Raw genomic sequence first — 17,057 nt, 5'->3', positions numbered from 1 at the left:
ATGGTACAATAGTTATGTGAAAACGATTTTTCGTTTAGCGATTGTAGTCAGAAAGGAAATAGATTATGACTAAGGATTATGTCATTGAGATGCGTGAAATCACCAAAATTTTTGGTGAGTTTGTTGCGAATGACCACATCAATTTGAATGTCAGACGTGGTGAAATCCATGCCCTGCTCGGTGAGAATGGTGCCGGTAAATCAACATTGATGAACATGCTGGCTGGTCTCTTGGAACCGACTAGCGGTGAAATTGTTATCAATGGTCAATCAGTTAACATTGATTCACCTTCTAGGGCAGCCCACTTGGGTATCGGGATGGTTCACCAGCACTTTATGTTGGTGGATGCCTTTACAGTTGCGGAAAATATTATCCTCGGTAGTGAGACAACCAAGGGCGGTGTGATTGACCTCAAGAAGGCTATTGTTGAGATTAAAGAGCTTTCCCAGAAATATGGTTTGGAAGTTGACCCAACTGCCAAGGTTGCGGATATTTCGGTCGGTGCTCAACAGCGTGTTGAAATCTTGAAAACTCTCTATCGCGGAGCTGACTTGCTCATTTTCGACGAACCTACGGCTGTTTTGACTCCCGCGGAAATTGCAGAGCTCTTGAAGATTATGAAGACCCTGGTTTCAGAAGGCAAATCCATCATCTTGATTACCCATAAGCTGGATGAGATTCGTGCGGTTGCTGATACGGTAACGGTTATCCGTCGTGGTAAATCAATCGAGACAGTTCCTGTCGGAGATGCAACCAACCAAGACTTAGCTGAGTGGATGGTAGGCCGTTCTGTTTCCTTTAAAACAGAGAAAATTCCTGCCAATCCAAAAGAAGTCATTTTGTCTATTAAGGATCTGGTTGTTAATGAGAACCGTGGAATTCCAGCTGTTAAGGGCTTGAATTTGGAAGTCCGTGCTGGCGAAGTCGTCGGTATCGCAGGTATCGATGGAAATGGTCAGAGTGAGCTCATTCAGGCCATTACAGGTCTCCGTAAGGTCAAATCTGGTTCTATCAAGATTAAGGGTGAAGAAGTGGTTGGTAAGACCCCTCGTAAGATTACAGAGATGCAGGTCAGCCACGTACCAGAAGACCGTCACCGCGATGGTTTGGTCCTTCCAATGACGGTAGCCGAAAATATTTCTCTACAGACCTACTACAAAGAACCCGTTTCTAAGAATGGTATTTTGAACTACAACGTTATCAATGAAAAAGCCCGTCAATTGATGCAAGAATTCGATGTTCGCGGTGCCAGTGAATTGGTTCCTGCCAAGGCACTTTCTGGTGGTAACCAGCAGAAAGCTATTATCGCTCGTGAAGTGGACCGTAATCCCGATCTCTTGATTGTTAGCCAACCGACCCGTGGTTTGGACGTTGGTGCCATTGAATACATCCGTAAGCGTCTCATTGCCGAGCGTGATAAAGGGAAAGCTGTTTTGGTTGTCAGCTTTGAATTGGATGAAATCTTGGATGTTTCAGACCGTATTGCAGTTATCCATGATGGTGTCATCCATGGTATCGTTGACCCTGCTAAGACCAACAAGCAAGAGCTCGGTGTGTTGATGGCAGGTGGTCACATTGAGAAAGGAGAAGAACATGCTTAAGAAATATCAAAATCTGATCCTTCCTTTACTTGCTGTTGTGAGCGGTCTTGTATTGGGATCAATTGTCATGTTGATTTTTGGCTATGACCCAATCTGGGGCTATGAGGAATTGTTCTACTCAGCCTTCGGTACTATCAAGTCTGTCGGTGAAATTTTCCGCGCTATGGCACCGCTGATTTTCACTGCCCTTGGTTTTGCGGTGGCGAGTCGTGCTGGTTTCTTCAACGTCGGTTTGTCAGGTCAAGCTTATGTAGGCTGGATTTTTGCAGGGTGGTTTGCCTTGGCTAATCCAGATTTACCTCGTCCAGTCTTGATTTTGGCAACGGTAATCATTGCTATGTTAGCTGGTGGTATTGCTGGAGCCATTCCTGGTGTTCTCCGTGCCTATCTGGGAACCAGTGAGGTCATCGTGACCATCATGATGAACTACATCTTACTCTATTCTGGGAACTACATTATCCGTGATATTTTCTCAGATGATTTGATGAAAAATACGGACTCGTCTATCAACGTTTCGGCCAATGCTTCCTATCAAACAGAATGGTTGCGGGCTTTGACAGACAATTCGCGTATGAATATCGGTATCTTCTTTGCCATTATCGCTGTTATTGTTATCTGGTTCCTCTTGACCAAGACGACACTTGGTTTTGAAATCCGTTCAGTTGGTATCAACCCGACAGCGTCTGATTATGCAGGTATGTCGGCAAAACGGACTATCATCTTGTCTATGATTATTTCAGGTGCACTTGCTGGCCTGGGTGGAGCTATCCAAGGTTTGGGTACCTTCCAAAATGTCTATATTCAAAGTGGTAACCTGGATATTGGTTTCAACGGTATGTCTGTTGCTCTTCTAGCAACTAACTCACCGCTTGGTATTCCATTTGCGGCCTTCCTCTTCGGTGCCCTATCTGTAGGTGCTCCAGGTATGGTTCGTGCTCAGATTCCACCAGAATTGATTAACGTTGTAACAGCGTCTATCATCTTCTTCATCGGTGTGAAATTTATCTTTGAGCAGTTACTCAACTCAAAAAAGAAAGCGAAAGGGGTAAAATAAGATGAACTTGACTATTTTAACGCTACTCATTTCGCAAATGCTGATTTATTCAGCGCCATTGATTTTCACCAGTCTAGGTGGTGTGTTCTCTGAGCGTGGTGGTATTGTCAACGTCGGTCTGGAAGGGATCATGGTTATTGGTGCCTTTGCTGGAGTTGTCTTCAATATTGAATTTGCTGAGACCTTTGGTAAAGCTACCCCACTATTAGCTGTGATTGTTGGTGGTTTGGCTGGAGTTGTCTTTGCAGCAATCCATGCCATGGCGACCATTAACTTCCGCGCGGACCACGTCGTGTCAGGTACGGTACTCAACCTCTTAGCACCAGCTCTCGGTGTCTTCCTGGTTAAGGTTATTTACAATAAAGGTCAGACAGATAGTATTCGTCAATCATTTGGTAAATTCTCTTTCCCAGTGTTGGCAGATATTCCGGTCTTGGGGGACCTCTTCTTCAAGAACACCAGTTTGATGGGCTATGTCGCGATTGCAACAGCCTTCCTATCTTGGTTTGTCCTGTATAAAACGAAATTCGGTTTGCGTCTCCGTTCAGTTGGTGAGCACCCACAAGCGGCTGATACACTGGGTATTAACGTTTATGCTATGCGTTACGCTGGTGTATTGATTGCCGGTTTCCTTGGCGGTGTTGGAGGAGCAGTAAGTGCTCAATCGGTAAACATCAACTTTTCAGCGACAACCATTGTTGGTTCAGGTTTCATTGCCCTGGCAGCTGTTATCTTTGGTAAATGGAATCCGCTTGGTGCTATGTTAGCCAGTCTCTTCTTTGGTTTGTCACAAAGTTTGGCGGTTATCGGTAGCCAGTTGCCAGGCTTGAAAGATATTCCGACCGTTTACCTGCAAATTGCACCTTACTTGATTACCGTTATTGCCCTGTCTGCCTTCTTTGGTAAAGCTGTGGCACCAAAAGCCGACGGTATCAACTATATCAAATCAAAATAGCTATACAACAAGAACCCTCATCATTTGTTGAGGGTTCTGCCTTTTGAAAGGAGATTTATGCGTCGGTTAGTACTAAATATTGCCATGAGTTTAGACGGCCACATCGCCAGAACGGATGGTTCTTACGATTGGATACAAGGGCATGGAACAACTGACTATGATACGAGCCTGCAGTTTGATAATGAAGCTTTTTTCAAATCGTGTGATACGGTTATTATGGGCAGAAAATCACTAGAAGATTGTCCTCTGGAAATGATTGCCGGATATGAGGAGAAGGAGTTTATCATTGCTAGTCGCCATCAACAGCCCAGCTATGACAATGTCCGCTTTGTTTCAAATATTGTTGATGTAATCAAAAAGTTGAAAGGAGAAGATGGTTCAGATATCTGGTTGTTTGGTGGCGCTCAACTCGTTCAAATTTGTCTTAAGGAAAGATTGATTGATCATTTTATTATCGGGATTATTCCGACAATCCTGGGAGAAGGGATTTCCCTTTTTGACAAACTGCCAGAGGAGCAGAAGCTGACCTTGGTGGAGTCAACGGTTACAGACGGGATTGCCATGTTGCGTTATGACGTGCGAGATAAATAAAAGATGAGCTAAATCAACTCATCTTTTTTATCTTAGTTTTTGATTGCAGCTGCGATTTCAGGGTTAGCAAATGCGTCGTCCATGATATCTTTCAACTGTTTTGCAGAAGCTTGCATTTTTTGCAATTCAGCTTCGTTCAATGGGATGTTTACTGGACGAACGATACCATGTGCGCCGATGATAGCTGGTTGACCGATGAAGACATCTTCAACACCTTCGTATTGACCAGCTTGGTAAACTGACAATGGAAGTACAGCATTTTCATCATCAAAGATTGCTTTAGTGATACGGGCAAGGGCAACACCGATACCGTAGTAAGTAGCACCTTTTTTATTGATGATTGAGTAAGCAGCATCACGAACGGATACAAACAAGTCAACAAGACCTTGCTCATCGATATCGCGGTTGTCTTGCAACCAGTCGTACAATTTCACACCAGCAACGTTAGCGTGTGACCATACAGCAAACTCAGAGTCACCGTGCTCACCCATGATGTAGGCATGAACTGAACGTGCGTCGATACCAATCTTATCAGCCAAGGCTTGACGGAAACGAGCTGAGTCAAGTGAAGTACCTGAACCGATAACGCGCTCTTTAGGGAAGCCTGAGAATTTCCAAGTTGAGTAAGTCAAGATATCAACTGGGTTAGCAGCGACGAGGAAGATACCGTCGAAACCAGACTTAACGATTTCAGAAACGATTTGTTGGTTGATACGGAGGTTTTTCTCTACCAATTCAAGGCGAGTTTCACCTGGTTTTTGTGGCAAACCTGCTGTCAATACAACAAGGTCAGCATCGTGAGCATCAGAGTACTCAGCAGAATAAATTTTCTTTGGTGAAGTGAAGGCCAAAGCGTGGCTCAAATCTTCTGCGTCACCTTGTGTACGGTCCTTATTGATATCAATGATACCCAATTCTTGGCCAATACCTTGGTTGACAAGGGCATAAGCATAAGCTGAACCTACGGCACCATCACCGACAAGGATCACTTTTTTGTGTTGTTTAGTTGCAGTCATCTTCTAAACATCTCCTTAGTTTTATTTAGGGGGCATGTTGTCCCCTGACCACATTCCATTCTAGCACTTTTCCTGTGGTTTGTCACTTGGAAATAGGGACTTGAAAATGTTTACATAGCAATTCCCAAGTCAGAAAAGAGCCCCAGAATATGGTATAATAGTAGTAAGAATGCAGTTGAAATGAGGCATAGAATGCAAGATAAAAACTTAGTGACGGTGAATCTGACCAACGAAATGAAAAGCTCATTCATTGACTATGCGATGAGTGTCATTGTTTCTCGTGCACTGCCAGATGTGCGTGACGGTCTTAAGCCGGTTCATCGCCGTATTTTGTATGGAATGAACGAATTGGGAATCACTCCCGACAAGCCCCATAAGAAATCTGCCCGTATCACGGGTGATGTTATGGGTAAATACCATCCGCATGGGGATTTTGCCATCTATGAGGCCATGGTCCGTATGGCCCAGTGGTGGTCTTATCGCCACATGTTAGTTGATGGTCACGGGAACTTTGGTTCCATGGACGGGGACGGTGCCGCTGCCCAGCGTTACACTGAAGCTCGGATGAGCAAGATTGCGTTAGAAATGCTGCGTGATATTAACAAAAATACCGTTAATTTCGCGGACAACTATGATTCCAGCGAGCGTGAGCCAGAGGTATTGCCAGCACGATTCCCCAACCTTTTGGTCAACGGGACGACAGGTATCGCCGTTGGTATGGCGACCAATATTCCGCCGCATAATCTGGGTGAAACCATTGATGCGGTCAAGCTGGTTATGGACAATCCAGAAGTCACCACTCGTGAAATTATGGAGGTTTTACCGGGGCCTGACTTTCCAACGGGAGCCCTGGTTATGGGTAAATCAGGTATTCACCGTGCTTATGAGACTGGTAAGGGATCGATTACCCTGCGCTCGCGCACGGAGATTGAAGAATATGGCAATGGCCGTGAGCGGATTGTCGTAACGGAATTTCCTTATATGGTCAACAAATCCAAGGTTCAAGAACATATCGTTCGCTTGGTGCAGGAAAAACGGATTGATGGTATTACCGCGGTCCGTGATGAGTCCAACCGTGAGGGTGTTCGATTCGTCATTGAGGTGCGTCGTGATGCCTCTGCCAACGTGATTTTGAACAATCTCTTCAAGCAGACCCAGCTCCAAACCAACTTTAGTTTCAACATGTTGGCTATTCAAAATGGTGTTCCGAAAATCCTTTCTGTTCGTCAGATTTTGGAATCCTATATCGAGCATCAAAAAGAAGTAGTAACCCGTCGGACCCAGTTTGACAAGGAGAAGGCTGAGGCACGTGCCCATATTTTAGAAGGCTTGTTGATTGCGCTGGATCATATTGACGAGGTTATTCGTATCATCCGCAATTCGGAAACGGATGCTATTGCCCAAGCAGAATTGATGGCCAAATTCAATCTTTCAGAGCGTCAGAGCCAGGCTATTCTGGATATGCGTCTCCGTCGTCTGACAGGATTGGAACGTGATAAGATTCAGTCTGAATATGATGAATTGATAGCTTTGATTGCTGATTTGGCGGATATTTTGGCCAAGCCAGAGCGTGTGATTCTCATCATCAAGGAAGAGCTGGACGAAGTGAAGCGCAAGTATGCGGATGAACGTCGGACAGAATTGATGGTCGGTGAGGTCTTGTCACTAGAAGACGAGGACTTGATTGAAGAGGCAGATGTCTTGATTACCTTGTCAAACCAGGGCTATATCAAGCGTTTGGCCCAGGATGAATTCCATGCTCAGAAACGTGGTGGACGCGGTGTTCAGGGGACAGGTGTCAAGGACGACGACTTTGTCCGTGAACTGGTGTCAACCAGCACCCATGACCGTCTGCTCTTCTTTACCAACAAAGGCCGTGTTTACCGTCTGAAAGGTTACGAAATTCCTGAATACGGTCGGACCGCCAAGGGCTTGCCAGTGGTCAATCTCCTCAAACTGGAGGAAAATGAGTCCATCCAGACCATTATCAATGTGACCAAGGAGCAGGAAGATGGCCATTATCTCTTCTTTGCGACTCGTCAGGGGATTGTCAAACGTACCAGCGTGTCCGAATTTGGCAATATCCGTCAAAATGGTCTCAAGGCTCTGAATTTGAAAGAAGATGATGAACTCATCAATGTTTTCTTGACAGATGGTCAGGCAGACGTCATTATGGGAACCAAGTTTGGCTATACTGTACGCTTTACGGAGACAGCTGTCCGCGGTATGAGCCGTATTGCAACGGGTGTCAAAGGGATTACCCTGCGAGACGGTGACCAGGTGGTCGGAGCGACCATGATTTCCGATGACCAGGAAGTTCTGGTGCTATCCGAGAAGGGCTTTGGCAAACGGACGCCTGCGAGTGAGTATCCGACAAAAGGTCGTGGTGGTAAGGGAATTATCACCATGAAAGTGGCAGAAAAGAATGGTCCATTGGCTGGATTGATTACGGTGTCAGGTACTGAGGACATCATGGTGATTACAGATACAGGTGTCATTATTCGGACCAGCGTTGCCAATATTTCGCAAACAGGTCGTTCGACTATGGGTGTCAAGGTAATGAAACTGGATCAGGAAGCGAAAATCATGACCTTTGCACTGGTTGATGCCGCAGAAGGCGAAGAAAATACGGAAGAAGAGGATAAGTAATGACAAAGGATAAGAAAAGGAAAGCAAGACGGGGGTCATGGTTGAGAAATCTTGCAGTGGGTCTCCTAATGCTCATCTCGCTAGCCTTGATTTTCAACACATCTATCCGCAATATGATGATTGCCTGGAACAGTAATAAGTATCAGGTAACCAAAGTATCCAAGGAAGAAATTGCTAGCAATAAAGAGGTGGACACTACATTTGATTTTGCTCAAGTAGAATCTATCTCTACGGAAGCTGTTATGAAGGCCCAGTGGGAAGCGCAGCAGCTGCCAGTTATTGGAGGGATTGCTATCCCAGATTTGAAGATTAACTTGCCAATTTTTAAAGGTCTTTCAAACGTTGCCCTCATGTATGGAGCGGGCACCATGAAAGAAACGCAAGAAATGGGTAAAGGCAACTATTCGCTAGCCAGCCACCATATTTTTGGTATGGCTGGAGCCAGTGAAACTCTCTTTTCTCCTCTTGAAAATGCCAAAGAGGGGATGAAGATTTATTTGACTGACAAGGAAAACGTCTATGTTTATAACGTGAAAAGTGTTCAGTCAGTGACGCCTGATAGTGTCTATGTCATCGATGATGTTGAAGGGCAAAATGAGATTACGCTGGTTACCTGTGAAGACTTGGCTGCCACCATGCGGACCATTGTTAAGGGCGACTTAGAAGAAGTGATTCCTTATGACCAGGCTGATGGCGAAACACTCAAATACTTTGAACAAACATATAATCAGGTTCAACTATAAATTGATTTGTCAAAAGGGTAGAATTTCTATCCTTTTTTCAATTTTTTTACGAACAGATAGGTGAGGAGGATTTTATGTATCAAATTGATTTTAAGGAAGAAGCACTGATGCCCCGTGAACGCTTGTTAGAATTGGGGCCGGAACGCCTGAGTAACCAGGAACTCCTGGCTATTTTCATCCGTACGGGTACAAAAAAGGAGCCGGTTTCAATCTTGTCCAACAATCTACACAATCAGCTGGAAAATCTGGCGGCTCTAAAGGATTTGTCTATTGAGGAATTGCAGAGCTTGACTGGGATTGGTCGGGTCAAGGCGATTGAGATAAAGGCCATGATTGAGCTTGGTAAGCGCATCAATCAGTCTGAGATTTTGCTCAACGATCGTATTTTGGGTAGTGAAAAACTGGGGCGTAAAATGATTCAGGAGATTGGACAGCAGAAGCAGGAGCATCTGGTCGCCCTCTATCTCAACACTCAGAATCAGGTCATCCACCAAAAAACAGTCTTTATCGGCAGTGTCAATCGCAGTATTGCAGAGCCCAGGGAGATTTTGCACTATGCAGTCAAGTGTATGGCGACCTCGATTATCATCGTTCACAATCATCCGTCAGGCTCTGTACAGCCGAGTAAAAACGATTTGCTCTTTACTGAAAATTTGAAGGATTCTTGTGAGACTTTGGGTCTGGTTCTCTTGGATCATCTGATTGTCGGGCAGAAGGACTATTATTCTTTCAGGGAAGAGAGTGAATTATTTTAGTATCAAAAAACAGGGTTAGTCGAAACTAACTCTGTTTTGCTCTCTTATTCGCCTTTTCTCATAAAATACAGGAGTGTTTGCAGTTCGCTGGTCAAATCCACATATTGGACAACCACATCTTTTGGTACAGAGAGGTTAACTGGTGAGAAGCTGAGGATTCCTTTGACACCGGACTCAACTAGCACATCAGCTACTTCCTGGGCTTTAACACTTGGGACGGTCAAGATGGCAGTTTGTGAATCAGCTTCGGCAATCCGTTCCTTCAATTCAGAAATGGCATAGATTGGAATAGATTCATCAACTGTGCCCACAGCTGGATTATCATCTGCTTCAAAAGCCATAACAATCTTCATTTTGTTTCGCTCGTGGAATTTATAGTGGAGTAGGGCACGTCCCATGTTACCAACCCCTATTAGCATAACGTTGGTGATGGAATTGTCATTTAAAATTTCAGCAAAAAATTCCATCAATTTTTGGACGTCATAGCCAAAACCACGGCGACCTAGTTCACCGAAATAAGAAAAATCACGGCGGACAGTTGCAGAGTCAATTCCGATAGCTTCTGCAATATCTTTTGAGCTAGCCTTTTCAATATTGCTAGCGTGGAATCGCTTGAAAATGCGGTAATATAAGGAAAGTCGCTTGGCCGTGGCCCGGGGGATGTCAGCGTTTTTTATGTTCTTCACTCTTTTCTCCTTCTAGCTGTAGGACACCGGTTACTGGTCAGATAGATTTCACAATCTTCTGTAAATCGTATCAAAAATTTGCAAGGGATTGCAAAACCGATAACATCACTATCAGCTTGTTTGTTAATTCACTTCTTTCTTCTATTTTAGTCTATGTTTGTGAAAAAATCAACAGATTGATTTGAAAAAAAGACCAAACAACTTGGTCTTTCTATAGGGTTTGAAAATAGCGATAGAGATCTCCGACGATGCCTTGGAAGTCAAGAGCTTGTCCGTCCTTGAGAATGCGGGTAACAGGGTAATAATCTGGTAGGGTGACACAGCCTGCAAAGGCCAATTTAGCCTCATCCAGATTATCAAATTGTTGAACCCGTTCTAGTTTGTAGGCATCAGTGTAGTAGATTTCAATCATCTTAGGCCTCTTTTGTAAATATATCTCGGTCGACCAGGCTATCCATGAGGAAGTAGAATTTTTCCTGAATAACTGGATTGCTGCCTGGTTTGAAAATGTTAATCAAACGAAGACCAGACTTGTCTGTGATGTTGATTTTGAAACCAGTCAAATCTTGGTTGATGATAATTTTCAAGAGGAAACCTTGCCCAGAATTGGGAACTTCTTCTAGTAGGCGTTCCAGCTGATAGTGGCCAGCCTTGGTTTGCTCAAAGGTATTGTCACGCAGGGTGTATTTTTTGATACCCGAGCTGATATGATAGGTAAAGTTACAATCTTTTAAGCGTACAGTTTTTTCAAATGCCATTTTATCCTCCTATTATCTTGTGTAATTCAGTGATGAGTGCATCAATATCAGCAGTCGTATTGCTTTCTGAGAAACTGATGCGGATGGATTCTTTCAGTCGTGGAGAATCTTTTCCATACATAGCCTCAAGGACATGACTGTTTTGTACAACACCTGCTGTGCAGGCAGAACCACTTGAAACTGCGATTCCGGCTAGATCTAGGCGCATGAGCACCTGCTCATTGAGTTGACCAGGAAAGCCAAGATTGATGATATGAGGAAGGTGGTCGCCAGTTTGATTGATGTAGTAGTCGGTGTCGGCCAGGTGGTAGATGAGGTGTTCTTTTAGGGAAGTGATGTATTGAAGATCTTGGTCCCTTTTAGCAGTTTGCTCTTTGAGGGCTGTGGCCATCGCTGCAATGGCAGGGAGGTTTTCTGTTCCTGCACGATGTTGATTTTCTTGCTTACCGCCATGTATGAGTGCATCAAATTTAGGCAATCTTGAATAGAGGAAACCAATACCTTTTGGGCCATGAAATTTATGGGCAGCAGCAGATAGGAAATCAATTCCTAGTTTTTCAGGCTGAACAGGCAATTTTCCCATGACCTGCACTGCATCAACATGGAAAACTGCCTGGTGGTCTGCTAGTAACTGTCCAATTTCTTGGATAGGGAGCAGTTGGCCAGTTTCATTATTGGCAAACATGCTGCTAACCAGAATGGTGTCTGGTCTAAGTGCATCTTTGATCTGCTGGGCTGTGATGATTTGGTCGATTGGCTGGATATAGGTCACTTCAAAGCCAAAGCGTTCCTCCAGATACTGCATGGTATGGAGGACTGCATGGTGTTCAATGGCAGTAGTGATAAGGTGTTTGCCCTTGTCCTGATGGGCCAGAGCATAGCCTTGAATGGCTAAATTATTGGCCTCAGAGCCTCCAGATGTGAAGATTAAGTTATCAGGACGGACCGACAAGATATCAGCTATATCCTGTCGTGCCTGTCTGAGAACCTGATTAGCCTTGCGACCAGCACCGTGGATGCTAGACGGATTGCCATAGATGTCTGCAGCGACTTCCGTCATCCGTTCTAGGGCAGCCGGTGACAGGGCAGTCGTAGCTGCATTATCTAAATAAATCAAGTGTAACTCCTAGTTTTATTTAAGTGGGCTGTTAAATTTGAAAAGTGGGCTCAATGGCTGGTGTTCTTGAATGCGGTGGATAGCGTCAGCAATCAAGTTGCTAGCCGTGATGAAAGCAATATTATTAGGATGTTGTTCCTTGCTGGCAACAGAGTCTGTGACCAAAATTTCCTTGATAGGAGAGTTGTCCAAGAGTTCCGCAGCAGTCCCAGCGAAAAGTCCATGACTGGCAACGGCGTAAATTTCAGTTGCACCACCGTCTTGAACAATTTTGGATGCTTGAGAGAAAGTGCGGCCTGTATTTAGAATATCGTCGACCAGGATGGCTTTCTTCCCAGCAACATCACCGATGATATAGCCTTCGGCACGTTCCGAATCGTCTTGGGCGTAGTCAATGATAGCAATCGGTGCATTCAAAAATTCTGCGATATTACGAGCGCGCTTGATTCCTGAATTTTTGGGACTAACGATGACCACATCGTCGTTGCAGAGGCCTTTTTCCATGTAGTAGGACGCAAAGAGTGGCTCTGTCAGGAGATTATCCACTGGAATATCAAAGAAACCTTGAATCTGTGATGCGTGGAGGTCCAGGGTTAGAACGCGGTCGACACCGGCTTTTACCAACATATTTGCTACTAGTTTAGCAGTGATTGGTTCGCGTGGAGAGGCTGTGCGGTCTTGACGAGCGTAGCCAAAATACGGCATGACAGCGGTAATGGTGTTGGCAGAGGCACGCTTACAAGCGTCAATCATAATCAAGAGTTCCCACAAGTGATTGTTTACTGGGTAGCTAGTTGATTGGATGATATAGACATCAACACCACGGACTGATTCCTCAATGTTAATCTGGATTTCACCGTCAGAAAATTGACGTGAAGACATTTTTCCAAGAGGAATACCGGCTGATTCTGCAATTTTTTCAGCGATATCACGGTTACTGTTGAGAGAGAATAATTTAATGTTATGTTCACCAAGTGGTTGTACCATTTTGACTAACTCCTTTTTATAACCCTACTTTTTCATAAAAGCAATGAAACATAGATAGATTTATTTTACCAAAAAAACGGACAATTTTCAGTAGTAAAGTCAAAAATCAGCCTTATTGGGCTGATTTTATCTGGGCTGCGGTGCGGGCGACCTTGCTGCTGGCGTATTTGAATTGGATGGATTGTTTTTTCAGGTAGTCGTCAAAGAGGATTTTGCCTTCTTCGGCATCGGCCACTTCAACCTCTAGTTCATAATCATGGATGCCGGCATAGTCATTTTCATCCAGGGCCATGAGACCGATAGAGGTCTCTTTTTCATAGCGTTTGGTGGTCAAGCTACCCCAGACGGCTAGGTTATCAAGAGGGACATCGGTGGCTGAAATGATGTCAGTAATCTGTCCTTTTGGCAGTTGAAAATTGGTCAGCAATTGTCGTGCAGTATCGATGTCTAGAGCTTGATTGTATTCCTGATTGCCAATCTCCTGGGGAATTTTTAGGGTCAGCTCTGCCATGTCCTCAAAGGTCCGAATACGGAGGGAAAATCGGTTACTTTTCATATCTAAATCCGGCGTGTCTATGTAGTGATTGGTCTGCATGACAGGCTGGATATCTGCGAAATCGGGTAGCAGTCGAAGATATTCAGATTTGGTTAATAATGTTTTGTACTCAATTTCCAGATGGTTTTTCATACTGTAAACCCCTTTCATATGGTATAATAATCTTTGTGTTATTCTAATACAATTTATAGGATTTGACAAGAAAGGAGCCGTATGGAGTTTAATTGGGAAGAATTTTTAGACCCCTATATTCAGACTGTCGGGGAGTTGAAAATTAAGCTGCGTGGTATTCGAAAGCAGTACCGCAAGTTTAACCGCCATTCTCCCATTGAATTTGTGACGGGGCGGGTCAAGCCTATCGAGTCTATTCAGGAAAAGATGGCTCTGCGGCATATCAAGCTGGAAAATCTGGCCCAGGACATGCAGGACATTGCCGGTCTGAGGATCATGGTCCAGTTTGTGGATGACATTGAGGAGGTCTTGGCTATTTTGCGCAAGCGCAAGGACATGCAGATTGTCCATGAGCGGGACTATATCAAGTACATGAAAGCATCGGGCTATCGTTCCTATCATGTGGTCGTTGAGTATCCGGTGGATACGATCAATGGCAGCAAGACCGTCCTAGCAGAAATCCAGATTCGAACACTTTCTATGAACTTTTGGGCGACTATTGAACATTCGCTTAATTACAAGTATAAGGGAAATTTCCCTGAGGAAATCAAGAAACGGCTGGAAATTACAGCCAAGATTGCCTACGAACTAGACGAGGAGATGCGTAAAATCCGCAACGACATTCAGGAGGCTCAGGCTCTTTTTGACCCTGCCCACCGCAAGCTGAATGACGGTGTCGGAAATAGTGATGATTCAGATGAAGAATACAGATAGAAAAAAAATCGCTCTGCTCGCCAGCCGAAATCCCAAGAGTGAAGCGGTGTCCAAGGAACTTTGGACCAAGCTCAAAGAGGCGAATTTTATCCTCACACCCAAGAATCCAGATATTGTCATTTCCATTGGTGGAGATGGCATGCTCCTATCGGCCTTTCATAAGTATGAGAAACTCATCGATAGGGTCCGCTTTGTCGGTATTCATACGGGGCATCTGGGTTTTTACACGGATTATCGGGATTTTGAAGTGGACAAGCTAGTAGAGAATTTGAAGTTGGACAGGGGAGCTCGTGTTTCCTATCCCATTCTTAATGTCAAGGTCAAACTCAATGATGGCCGGGTAATCACGGCGCGTGCCCTCAATGAGGCGACTATCAAGCGCCTGACCAAGACCATGGTGGCTGATATTATCATCAACCATGTTCCCTTCGAGCGTTTTCGTGGGGATGGCATATCGGTATCGACACCGACTGGCTCAACGGCCTACAATAAGTCGCTGGGGGGCGCTGTCCTTCATCCGACTATTGAGGCTCTGCAGATTGCAGAAGTGGCCAGTCTGAACAATCGGGTCTACCGGACGCTGGGGTCATCAGTCGTAGTACCGAAAAAGGACAAGATTGTTATCGAGCCCCAGCATGATGACCGCTATTCTATTGCAGTGGACAATAAGACCTATGTCTACGACAATATTAAGAGCATTGAATACCAGATTGACAATAGTAAAATCCATTTTGTCGCATCGCCCAGCCATACTAGCTTTTGGAATCGGGTCAAAGATGCCTTTATCGGCGAGGTGGAGTAATGCGGTTTGAATTTATAGCCGACCAGCACACCAAAATCAAGACCTTCCTGAAGAAACATGGGGTGTCCAAGGGATTGCTGGCTAAAATCAAGTACACTGGTGGTGCTATTTTGGTTAACGACCAGCCACAGAAAGCTACTTACTTGCTTGATATTGGCGATAGAGTTACAATTGATATACCAGCTGAAGCGGATTTGACAGGTAGTTTGGAACCTATTTCCTTTCCCCTGGACATTGTCTACGAGGATGACCATTTTTTAGCTATCAATAAGCCGGTTGGCTATGCCTCCATTCCTAGCAGTCTTCATTCGTCGACCATTGCCAACTTTGTCAAGGGTTACTTGGTCGAGCAGGACTATGAAAACAAGCAGGTCCACATAGTGACTCGTCTGGATAGGGATACGTCTGGGGTCATGCTCTTTGCTAAGCACGGCTATGCCCATGCTAGATTGGACAAGCAATTGCAGGCAAAGCTTATCCATAAGCGCTACTATGCTCTGGTCAAGGGTGAGGGGAAGCTGGATGCAGAAGGGGAGATTATCGCTCCTATCGGCAGACCGGCTGATAGCATCATTACTCGAATTGTGACCAAGGAGGGCAAGTATTCCCACACTTCCTATAAGGTGGTCCAGTCCTGGGGAGACATTCACCTGGTGGACATTCAGTTGCACACTGGTCGAACCCACCAGATTCGTGTTCATTTTTCCCACATTGGATTTCCTTTGCTAGGGGATGATATGTATGGTGGCAGTTTAGAATGTGGTATTCAACGTCAGGCCTTGCATTGTCACAATTTGGCTTTTGACAATCCTTTCTCAGCTCAAAGGATTGACTTGGAAGCTCCACTTCCAGACGATTTTCAGGCTGTTATTACATCGTTAACTAATAAATAATATTTAAAAGGAGAATTTAAATGGAAATTCGGAATTTATTTGGTGAAATGAAGCAAAAAATCGTAGGTAAAAAACTACGTATCGTTTTCCCAGAAGGTACAGATGAGCGCGTCGTGCGTGCAGCAGCTCGTTTGAAATTTGAAGGTTTGGTAGAGCCTATCATCCTTGGTGTGCCGGAAGATGTTCATACTTTGTTGACAGACTTTGGTTTCTCAAACCCTGGGATCACAGTTATTGATCCTAACAATTACGCAAACTTCGATGCCATGAAGCATGAATTTGTTACTCTTCGTAAAGGCAAGGTTGATGAAGCACAGGCAGATGAAATTTTGCGTGATGTCAACTACTTTGGTGTGATGTTGGTGCAAATGGGATTAGCAGAAGGGATGGTTTCTGGTGCGATCCACTCAACAGCAGATACTGTACGTCCTGCCCTTCAAATTATTAAGACAAAACCAGGTGTAAAACGTACTTCAGGTGTCTTCTTGATGGTTAAAGACCAGCACAAGTTTGTCTTTGGAGACTGTGCAATTAACATTGAACCAGATGCAGAAACCTTGGCTGAGATTGCCATCCAATCAGCAGAAACGGCTAAGACATTTGGAATCGATCCAAAAGTGGCTATGATTTCATACTCAACAAAAGGGTCAGGTTCAGGTCCACGTGTTGATAAGGTAGTGGAAGCAACTCGCTTGGCTCAGGAACTTCGTCCAGATCTATTGATTGATGGAGAATTGCAGATGGATGCTGCCCTGGTTCCAGATACAGCTCGTTTGAAAGCACCTGGAAGTCCAGTAGCAGGTCAAGCCAATGTCTTTGTCTTCCCGGCTATTGAAGCAGGAAACATTACTTACAAGGTTGTAGAGCGTCTTGGTGGTTATGAGGCGGTTGGCCCAGTTTTACAAGGTTTGAATAAACCAGTAAATGACCTGTCTCGCGGTTGTAGTTCAGAAGACGTCTACAAACTTGGTATTATCACAGCAGCTCAGGCTGTAGACGCTTTATAAGC

18 protein-coding genes are annotated in these 17,057 nt (G+C 44.6%); 11 read left to right on the top strand and 7 right to left on the bottom strand.

Annotated features, from left to right (window positions below):
* The first annotated feature begins 65 nt into the window (after positions 1–65).
* The 4 genes from ACHBIE_RS07660 to ACHBIE_RS07645 are packed head-to-tail and all read left to right on the top strand — an operon-like array spanning position 66 to position 4,201.
* Positions 66–1,601, top strand: coding sequence for an ATP-binding cassette domain-containing protein (locus ACHBIE_RS07660; protein ID WP_172063185.1), 1,536 nt, complete (start codon positions 66–68; stop codon positions 1,599–1,601).
* Complete coding sequence (locus tag ACHBIE_RS07655) at positions 1,594–2,655, top strand: ABC transporter permease (RefSeq protein WP_105110900.1); 1,062 nt, start codon at positions 1,594–1,596, stop codon at positions 2,653–2,655. Before ACHBIE_RS07660 ends, ACHBIE_RS07655 begins: the two co-directional genes overlap by 8 nt.
* A gap of 1 nt (position 2,656) precedes the next feature.
* A complete protein-coding gene (locus ACHBIE_RS07650; RefSeq protein ID WP_105122587.1) occupies positions 2,657–3,610 on the top strand; it encodes an ABC transporter permease in 954 nt (317 codons plus the stop codon).
* A gap of 57 nt (positions 3,611–3,667) precedes the next feature.
* Positions 3,668–4,201 carry a dihydrofolate reductase family protein gene (locus tag ACHBIE_RS07645; RefSeq protein ID WP_394733087.1) on the top strand — a complete coding sequence of 178 codons (534 nt, stop codon included), beginning with the start codon at positions 3,668–3,670 and terminating at the stop codon, positions 4,199–4,201.
* Positions 4,202–4,233: 32 nt separating this feature from the next.
* On the opposite strand, the gene ACHBIE_RS07640 is transcribed toward ACHBIE_RS07645, so the two are convergent.
* A complete protein-coding gene (locus ACHBIE_RS07640; protein WP_105110897.1) occupies positions 4,234–5,217 on the bottom strand; it encodes an L-lactate dehydrogenase in 984 nt (327 codons plus the stop codon).
* 192 nt (positions 5,218–5,409) lie between these two features.
* Here ACHBIE_RS07640 and gyrA point away from each other — a divergent pair, with 192 nt between their 5' ends.
* The 3 genes from gyrA (at position 5,410) to radC (ending at position 9,364) form a co-directional block, all read left to right on the top strand.
* A complete protein-coding gene (gene gyrA / locus ACHBIE_RS07635; RefSeq protein WP_105122589.1) occupies positions 5,410–7,866 on the top strand; it encodes a DNA gyrase subunit A in 2,457 nt (818 codons plus the stop codon).
* Positions 7,866–8,609, top strand: coding sequence for a class A sortase (locus tag ACHBIE_RS07630; RefSeq protein WP_105110895.1), 744 nt, complete (start codon positions 7,866–7,868; stop codon positions 8,607–8,609). The genes gyrA and ACHBIE_RS07630 overlap by 1 nt, the downstream gene beginning before the upstream one ends.
* A gap of 74 nt (positions 8,610–8,683) precedes the next feature.
* Positions 8,684–9,364, top strand: a complete 681-nt coding sequence (radC, locus tag ACHBIE_RS07625; protein ID WP_105122590.1) for a DNA repair protein RadC — start codon at positions 8,684–8,686, stop codon at positions 9,362–9,364.
* Between the two features lie 44 nt (positions 9,365–9,408).
* On the opposite strand, the gene ACHBIE_RS07620 is transcribed toward radC, so the two are convergent.
* From ACHBIE_RS07620 to ACHBIE_RS07595, 6 genes are all read right to left on the bottom strand, one after another.
* Positions 9,409–10,050 (bottom strand): redox-sensing transcriptional repressor Rex, encoded by a 642-nt coding sequence (locus tag ACHBIE_RS07620; RefSeq protein ID WP_125265833.1) that lies wholly within the window; start codon positions 10,048–10,050, stop codon positions 9,409–9,411.
* A gap of 211 nt (positions 10,051–10,261) precedes the next feature.
* Positions 10,262–10,462, bottom strand: coding sequence for a DUF4649 family protein (locus ACHBIE_RS07615; RefSeq protein WP_394733086.1), 201 nt, complete (start codon positions 10,460–10,462; stop codon positions 10,262–10,264).
* 1 nt (position 10,463) lies between these two features.
* Entirely contained in the window at positions 10,464–10,808 is a 345-nt protein-coding gene (locus ACHBIE_RS07610; RefSeq protein WP_105110632.1) for a DUF1831 domain-containing protein, read from the bottom strand.
* Position 10,809: 1 nt separating this feature from the next.
* Positions 10,810–11,925: a cysteine desulfurase family protein gene (locus ACHBIE_RS07605; protein ID WP_257104297.1), complete on the bottom strand. Its 1,116-nt coding sequence runs from the start codon at positions 11,923–11,925 to the stop codon at positions 10,810–10,812.
* Between the two features lie 15 nt (positions 11,926–11,940).
* Positions 11,941–12,912 carry a ribose-phosphate diphosphokinase gene (locus tag ACHBIE_RS07600; RefSeq protein ID WP_172059332.1) on the bottom strand — a complete coding sequence of 324 codons (972 nt, stop codon included), beginning with the start codon at positions 12,910–12,912 and terminating at the stop codon, positions 11,941–11,943.
* 112 nt (positions 12,913–13,024) lie between these two features.
* Positions 13,025–13,600, bottom strand: coding sequence for a CYTH domain-containing protein (locus ACHBIE_RS07595; RefSeq protein WP_105161139.1), 576 nt, complete (start codon positions 13,598–13,600; stop codon positions 13,025–13,027).
* Between the two features lie 81 nt (positions 13,601–13,681).
* Between ACHBIE_RS07595 and ACHBIE_RS07590 the strand changes: the two genes are divergently transcribed.
* The 4 genes from ACHBIE_RS07590 to pta are packed head-to-tail and all read left to right on the top strand — an operon-like array spanning position 13,682 to position 17,055.
* Positions 13,682–14,353 carry a GTP pyrophosphokinase family protein gene (locus ACHBIE_RS07590; RefSeq protein WP_105110636.1) on the top strand — a complete coding sequence of 224 codons (672 nt, stop codon included), beginning with the start codon at positions 13,682–13,684 and terminating at the stop codon, positions 14,351–14,353.
* On the top strand, positions 14,337–15,155 hold the full coding sequence (locus ACHBIE_RS07585; RefSeq protein ID WP_105110661.1) for an NAD kinase: 819 nt from the start codon (positions 14,337–14,339) through the stop codon (positions 15,153–15,155). The genes ACHBIE_RS07590 and ACHBIE_RS07585 overlap by 17 nt, the downstream gene beginning before the upstream one ends.
* Complete coding sequence (locus ACHBIE_RS07580; protein WP_394718040.1) at positions 15,155–16,048, top strand: RluA family pseudouridine synthase; 894 nt, start codon at positions 15,155–15,157, stop codon at positions 16,046–16,048. Before ACHBIE_RS07585 ends, ACHBIE_RS07580 begins: the two co-directional genes overlap by 1 nt.
* A gap of 20 nt (positions 16,049–16,068) precedes the next feature.
* Positions 16,069–17,055 carry a phosphate acetyltransferase gene (gene pta, locus ACHBIE_RS07575; protein WP_170238547.1) on the top strand — a complete coding sequence of 329 codons (987 nt, stop codon included), beginning with the start codon at positions 16,069–16,071 and terminating at the stop codon, positions 17,053–17,055.
* The last annotated feature ends 2 nt before the right edge of the window (positions 17,056–17,057 follow it).

This window comes from Streptococcus sp. A23 (assembly GCF_043674155.1).
GTDB classification, from domain to species: domain Bacteria; phylum Bacillota; class Bacilli; order Lactobacillales; family Streptococcaceae; genus Streptococcus; species Streptococcus suis_V.
The sequence above is the reverse complement of the archived record's forward strand: the minus strand, read 5'-3'. Positions and strand labels throughout refer to the sequence as shown.

Excerpts from the sequence above, each read along its gene's own strand:
- ACHBIE_RS07660 (WP_172063185.1), top strand. The coding sequence starts at position 66 with ATGACTAAGGATTATGTCATTGAGATGCGTGAAATCACCAAAATTTTT.
- ACHBIE_RS07655 (WP_105110900.1), top strand. The coding sequence starts at position 1,594 with ATGCTTAAGAAATATCAAAATCTGATCCTTCCTTTACTTGCTGTTGTG.
- ACHBIE_RS07650 (WP_105122587.1), top strand. The coding sequence starts at position 2,657 with ATGAACTTGACTATTTTAACGCTACTCATTTCGCAAATGCTGATTTAT.
- ACHBIE_RS07645 (WP_394733087.1), top strand. The coding sequence starts at position 3,668 with ATGCGTCGGTTAGTACTAAATATTGCCATGAGTTTAGACGGCCACATC.
- ACHBIE_RS07640 (WP_105110897.1), bottom strand. The coding sequence starts at position 5,217 with ATGACTGCAACTAAACAACACAAAAAAGTGATCCTTGTCGGTGATGGT.
- gyrA (WP_105122589.1), top strand. The coding sequence starts at position 5,410 with ATGCAAGATAAAAACTTAGTGACGGTGAATCTGACCAACGAAATGAAA.
- ACHBIE_RS07630 (WP_105110895.1), top strand. The coding sequence starts at position 7,866 with ATGACAAAGGATAAGAAAAGGAAAGCAAGACGGGGGTCATGGTTGAGA.
- radC (WP_105122590.1), top strand. The coding sequence starts at position 8,684 with ATGTATCAAATTGATTTTAAGGAAGAAGCACTGATGCCCCGTGAACGC.
- ACHBIE_RS07615 (WP_394733086.1), bottom strand. The coding sequence starts at position 10,462 with ATGATTGAAATCTACTACACTGATGCCTACAAACTAGAACGGGTTCAA.
- ACHBIE_RS07610 (WP_105110632.1), bottom strand. The coding sequence starts at position 10,808 with ATGGCATTTGAAAAAACTGTACGCTTAAAAGATTGTAACTTTACCTAT.
- ACHBIE_RS07600 (WP_172059332.1), bottom strand. The coding sequence starts at position 12,912 with ATGGTACAACCACTTGGTGAACATAACATTAAATTATTCTCTCTCAAC.
- ACHBIE_RS07595 (WP_105161139.1), bottom strand. The coding sequence starts at position 13,600 with ATGAAAAACCATCTGGAAATTGAGTACAAAACATTATTAACCAAATCT.
- ACHBIE_RS07590 (WP_105110636.1), top strand. The coding sequence starts at position 13,682 with ATGGAGTTTAATTGGGAAGAATTTTTAGACCCCTATATTCAGACTGTC.
- ACHBIE_RS07585 (WP_105110661.1), top strand. The coding sequence starts at position 14,337 with ATGAAGAATACAGATAGAAAAAAAATCGCTCTGCTCGCCAGCCGAAAT.
- ACHBIE_RS07580 (WP_394718040.1), top strand. The coding sequence starts at position 15,155 with ATGCGGTTTGAATTTATAGCCGACCAGCACACCAAAATCAAGACCTTC.
- pta (WP_170238547.1), top strand. The coding sequence starts at position 16,069 with ATGGAAATTCGGAATTTATTTGGTGAAATGAAGCAAAAAATCGTAGGT.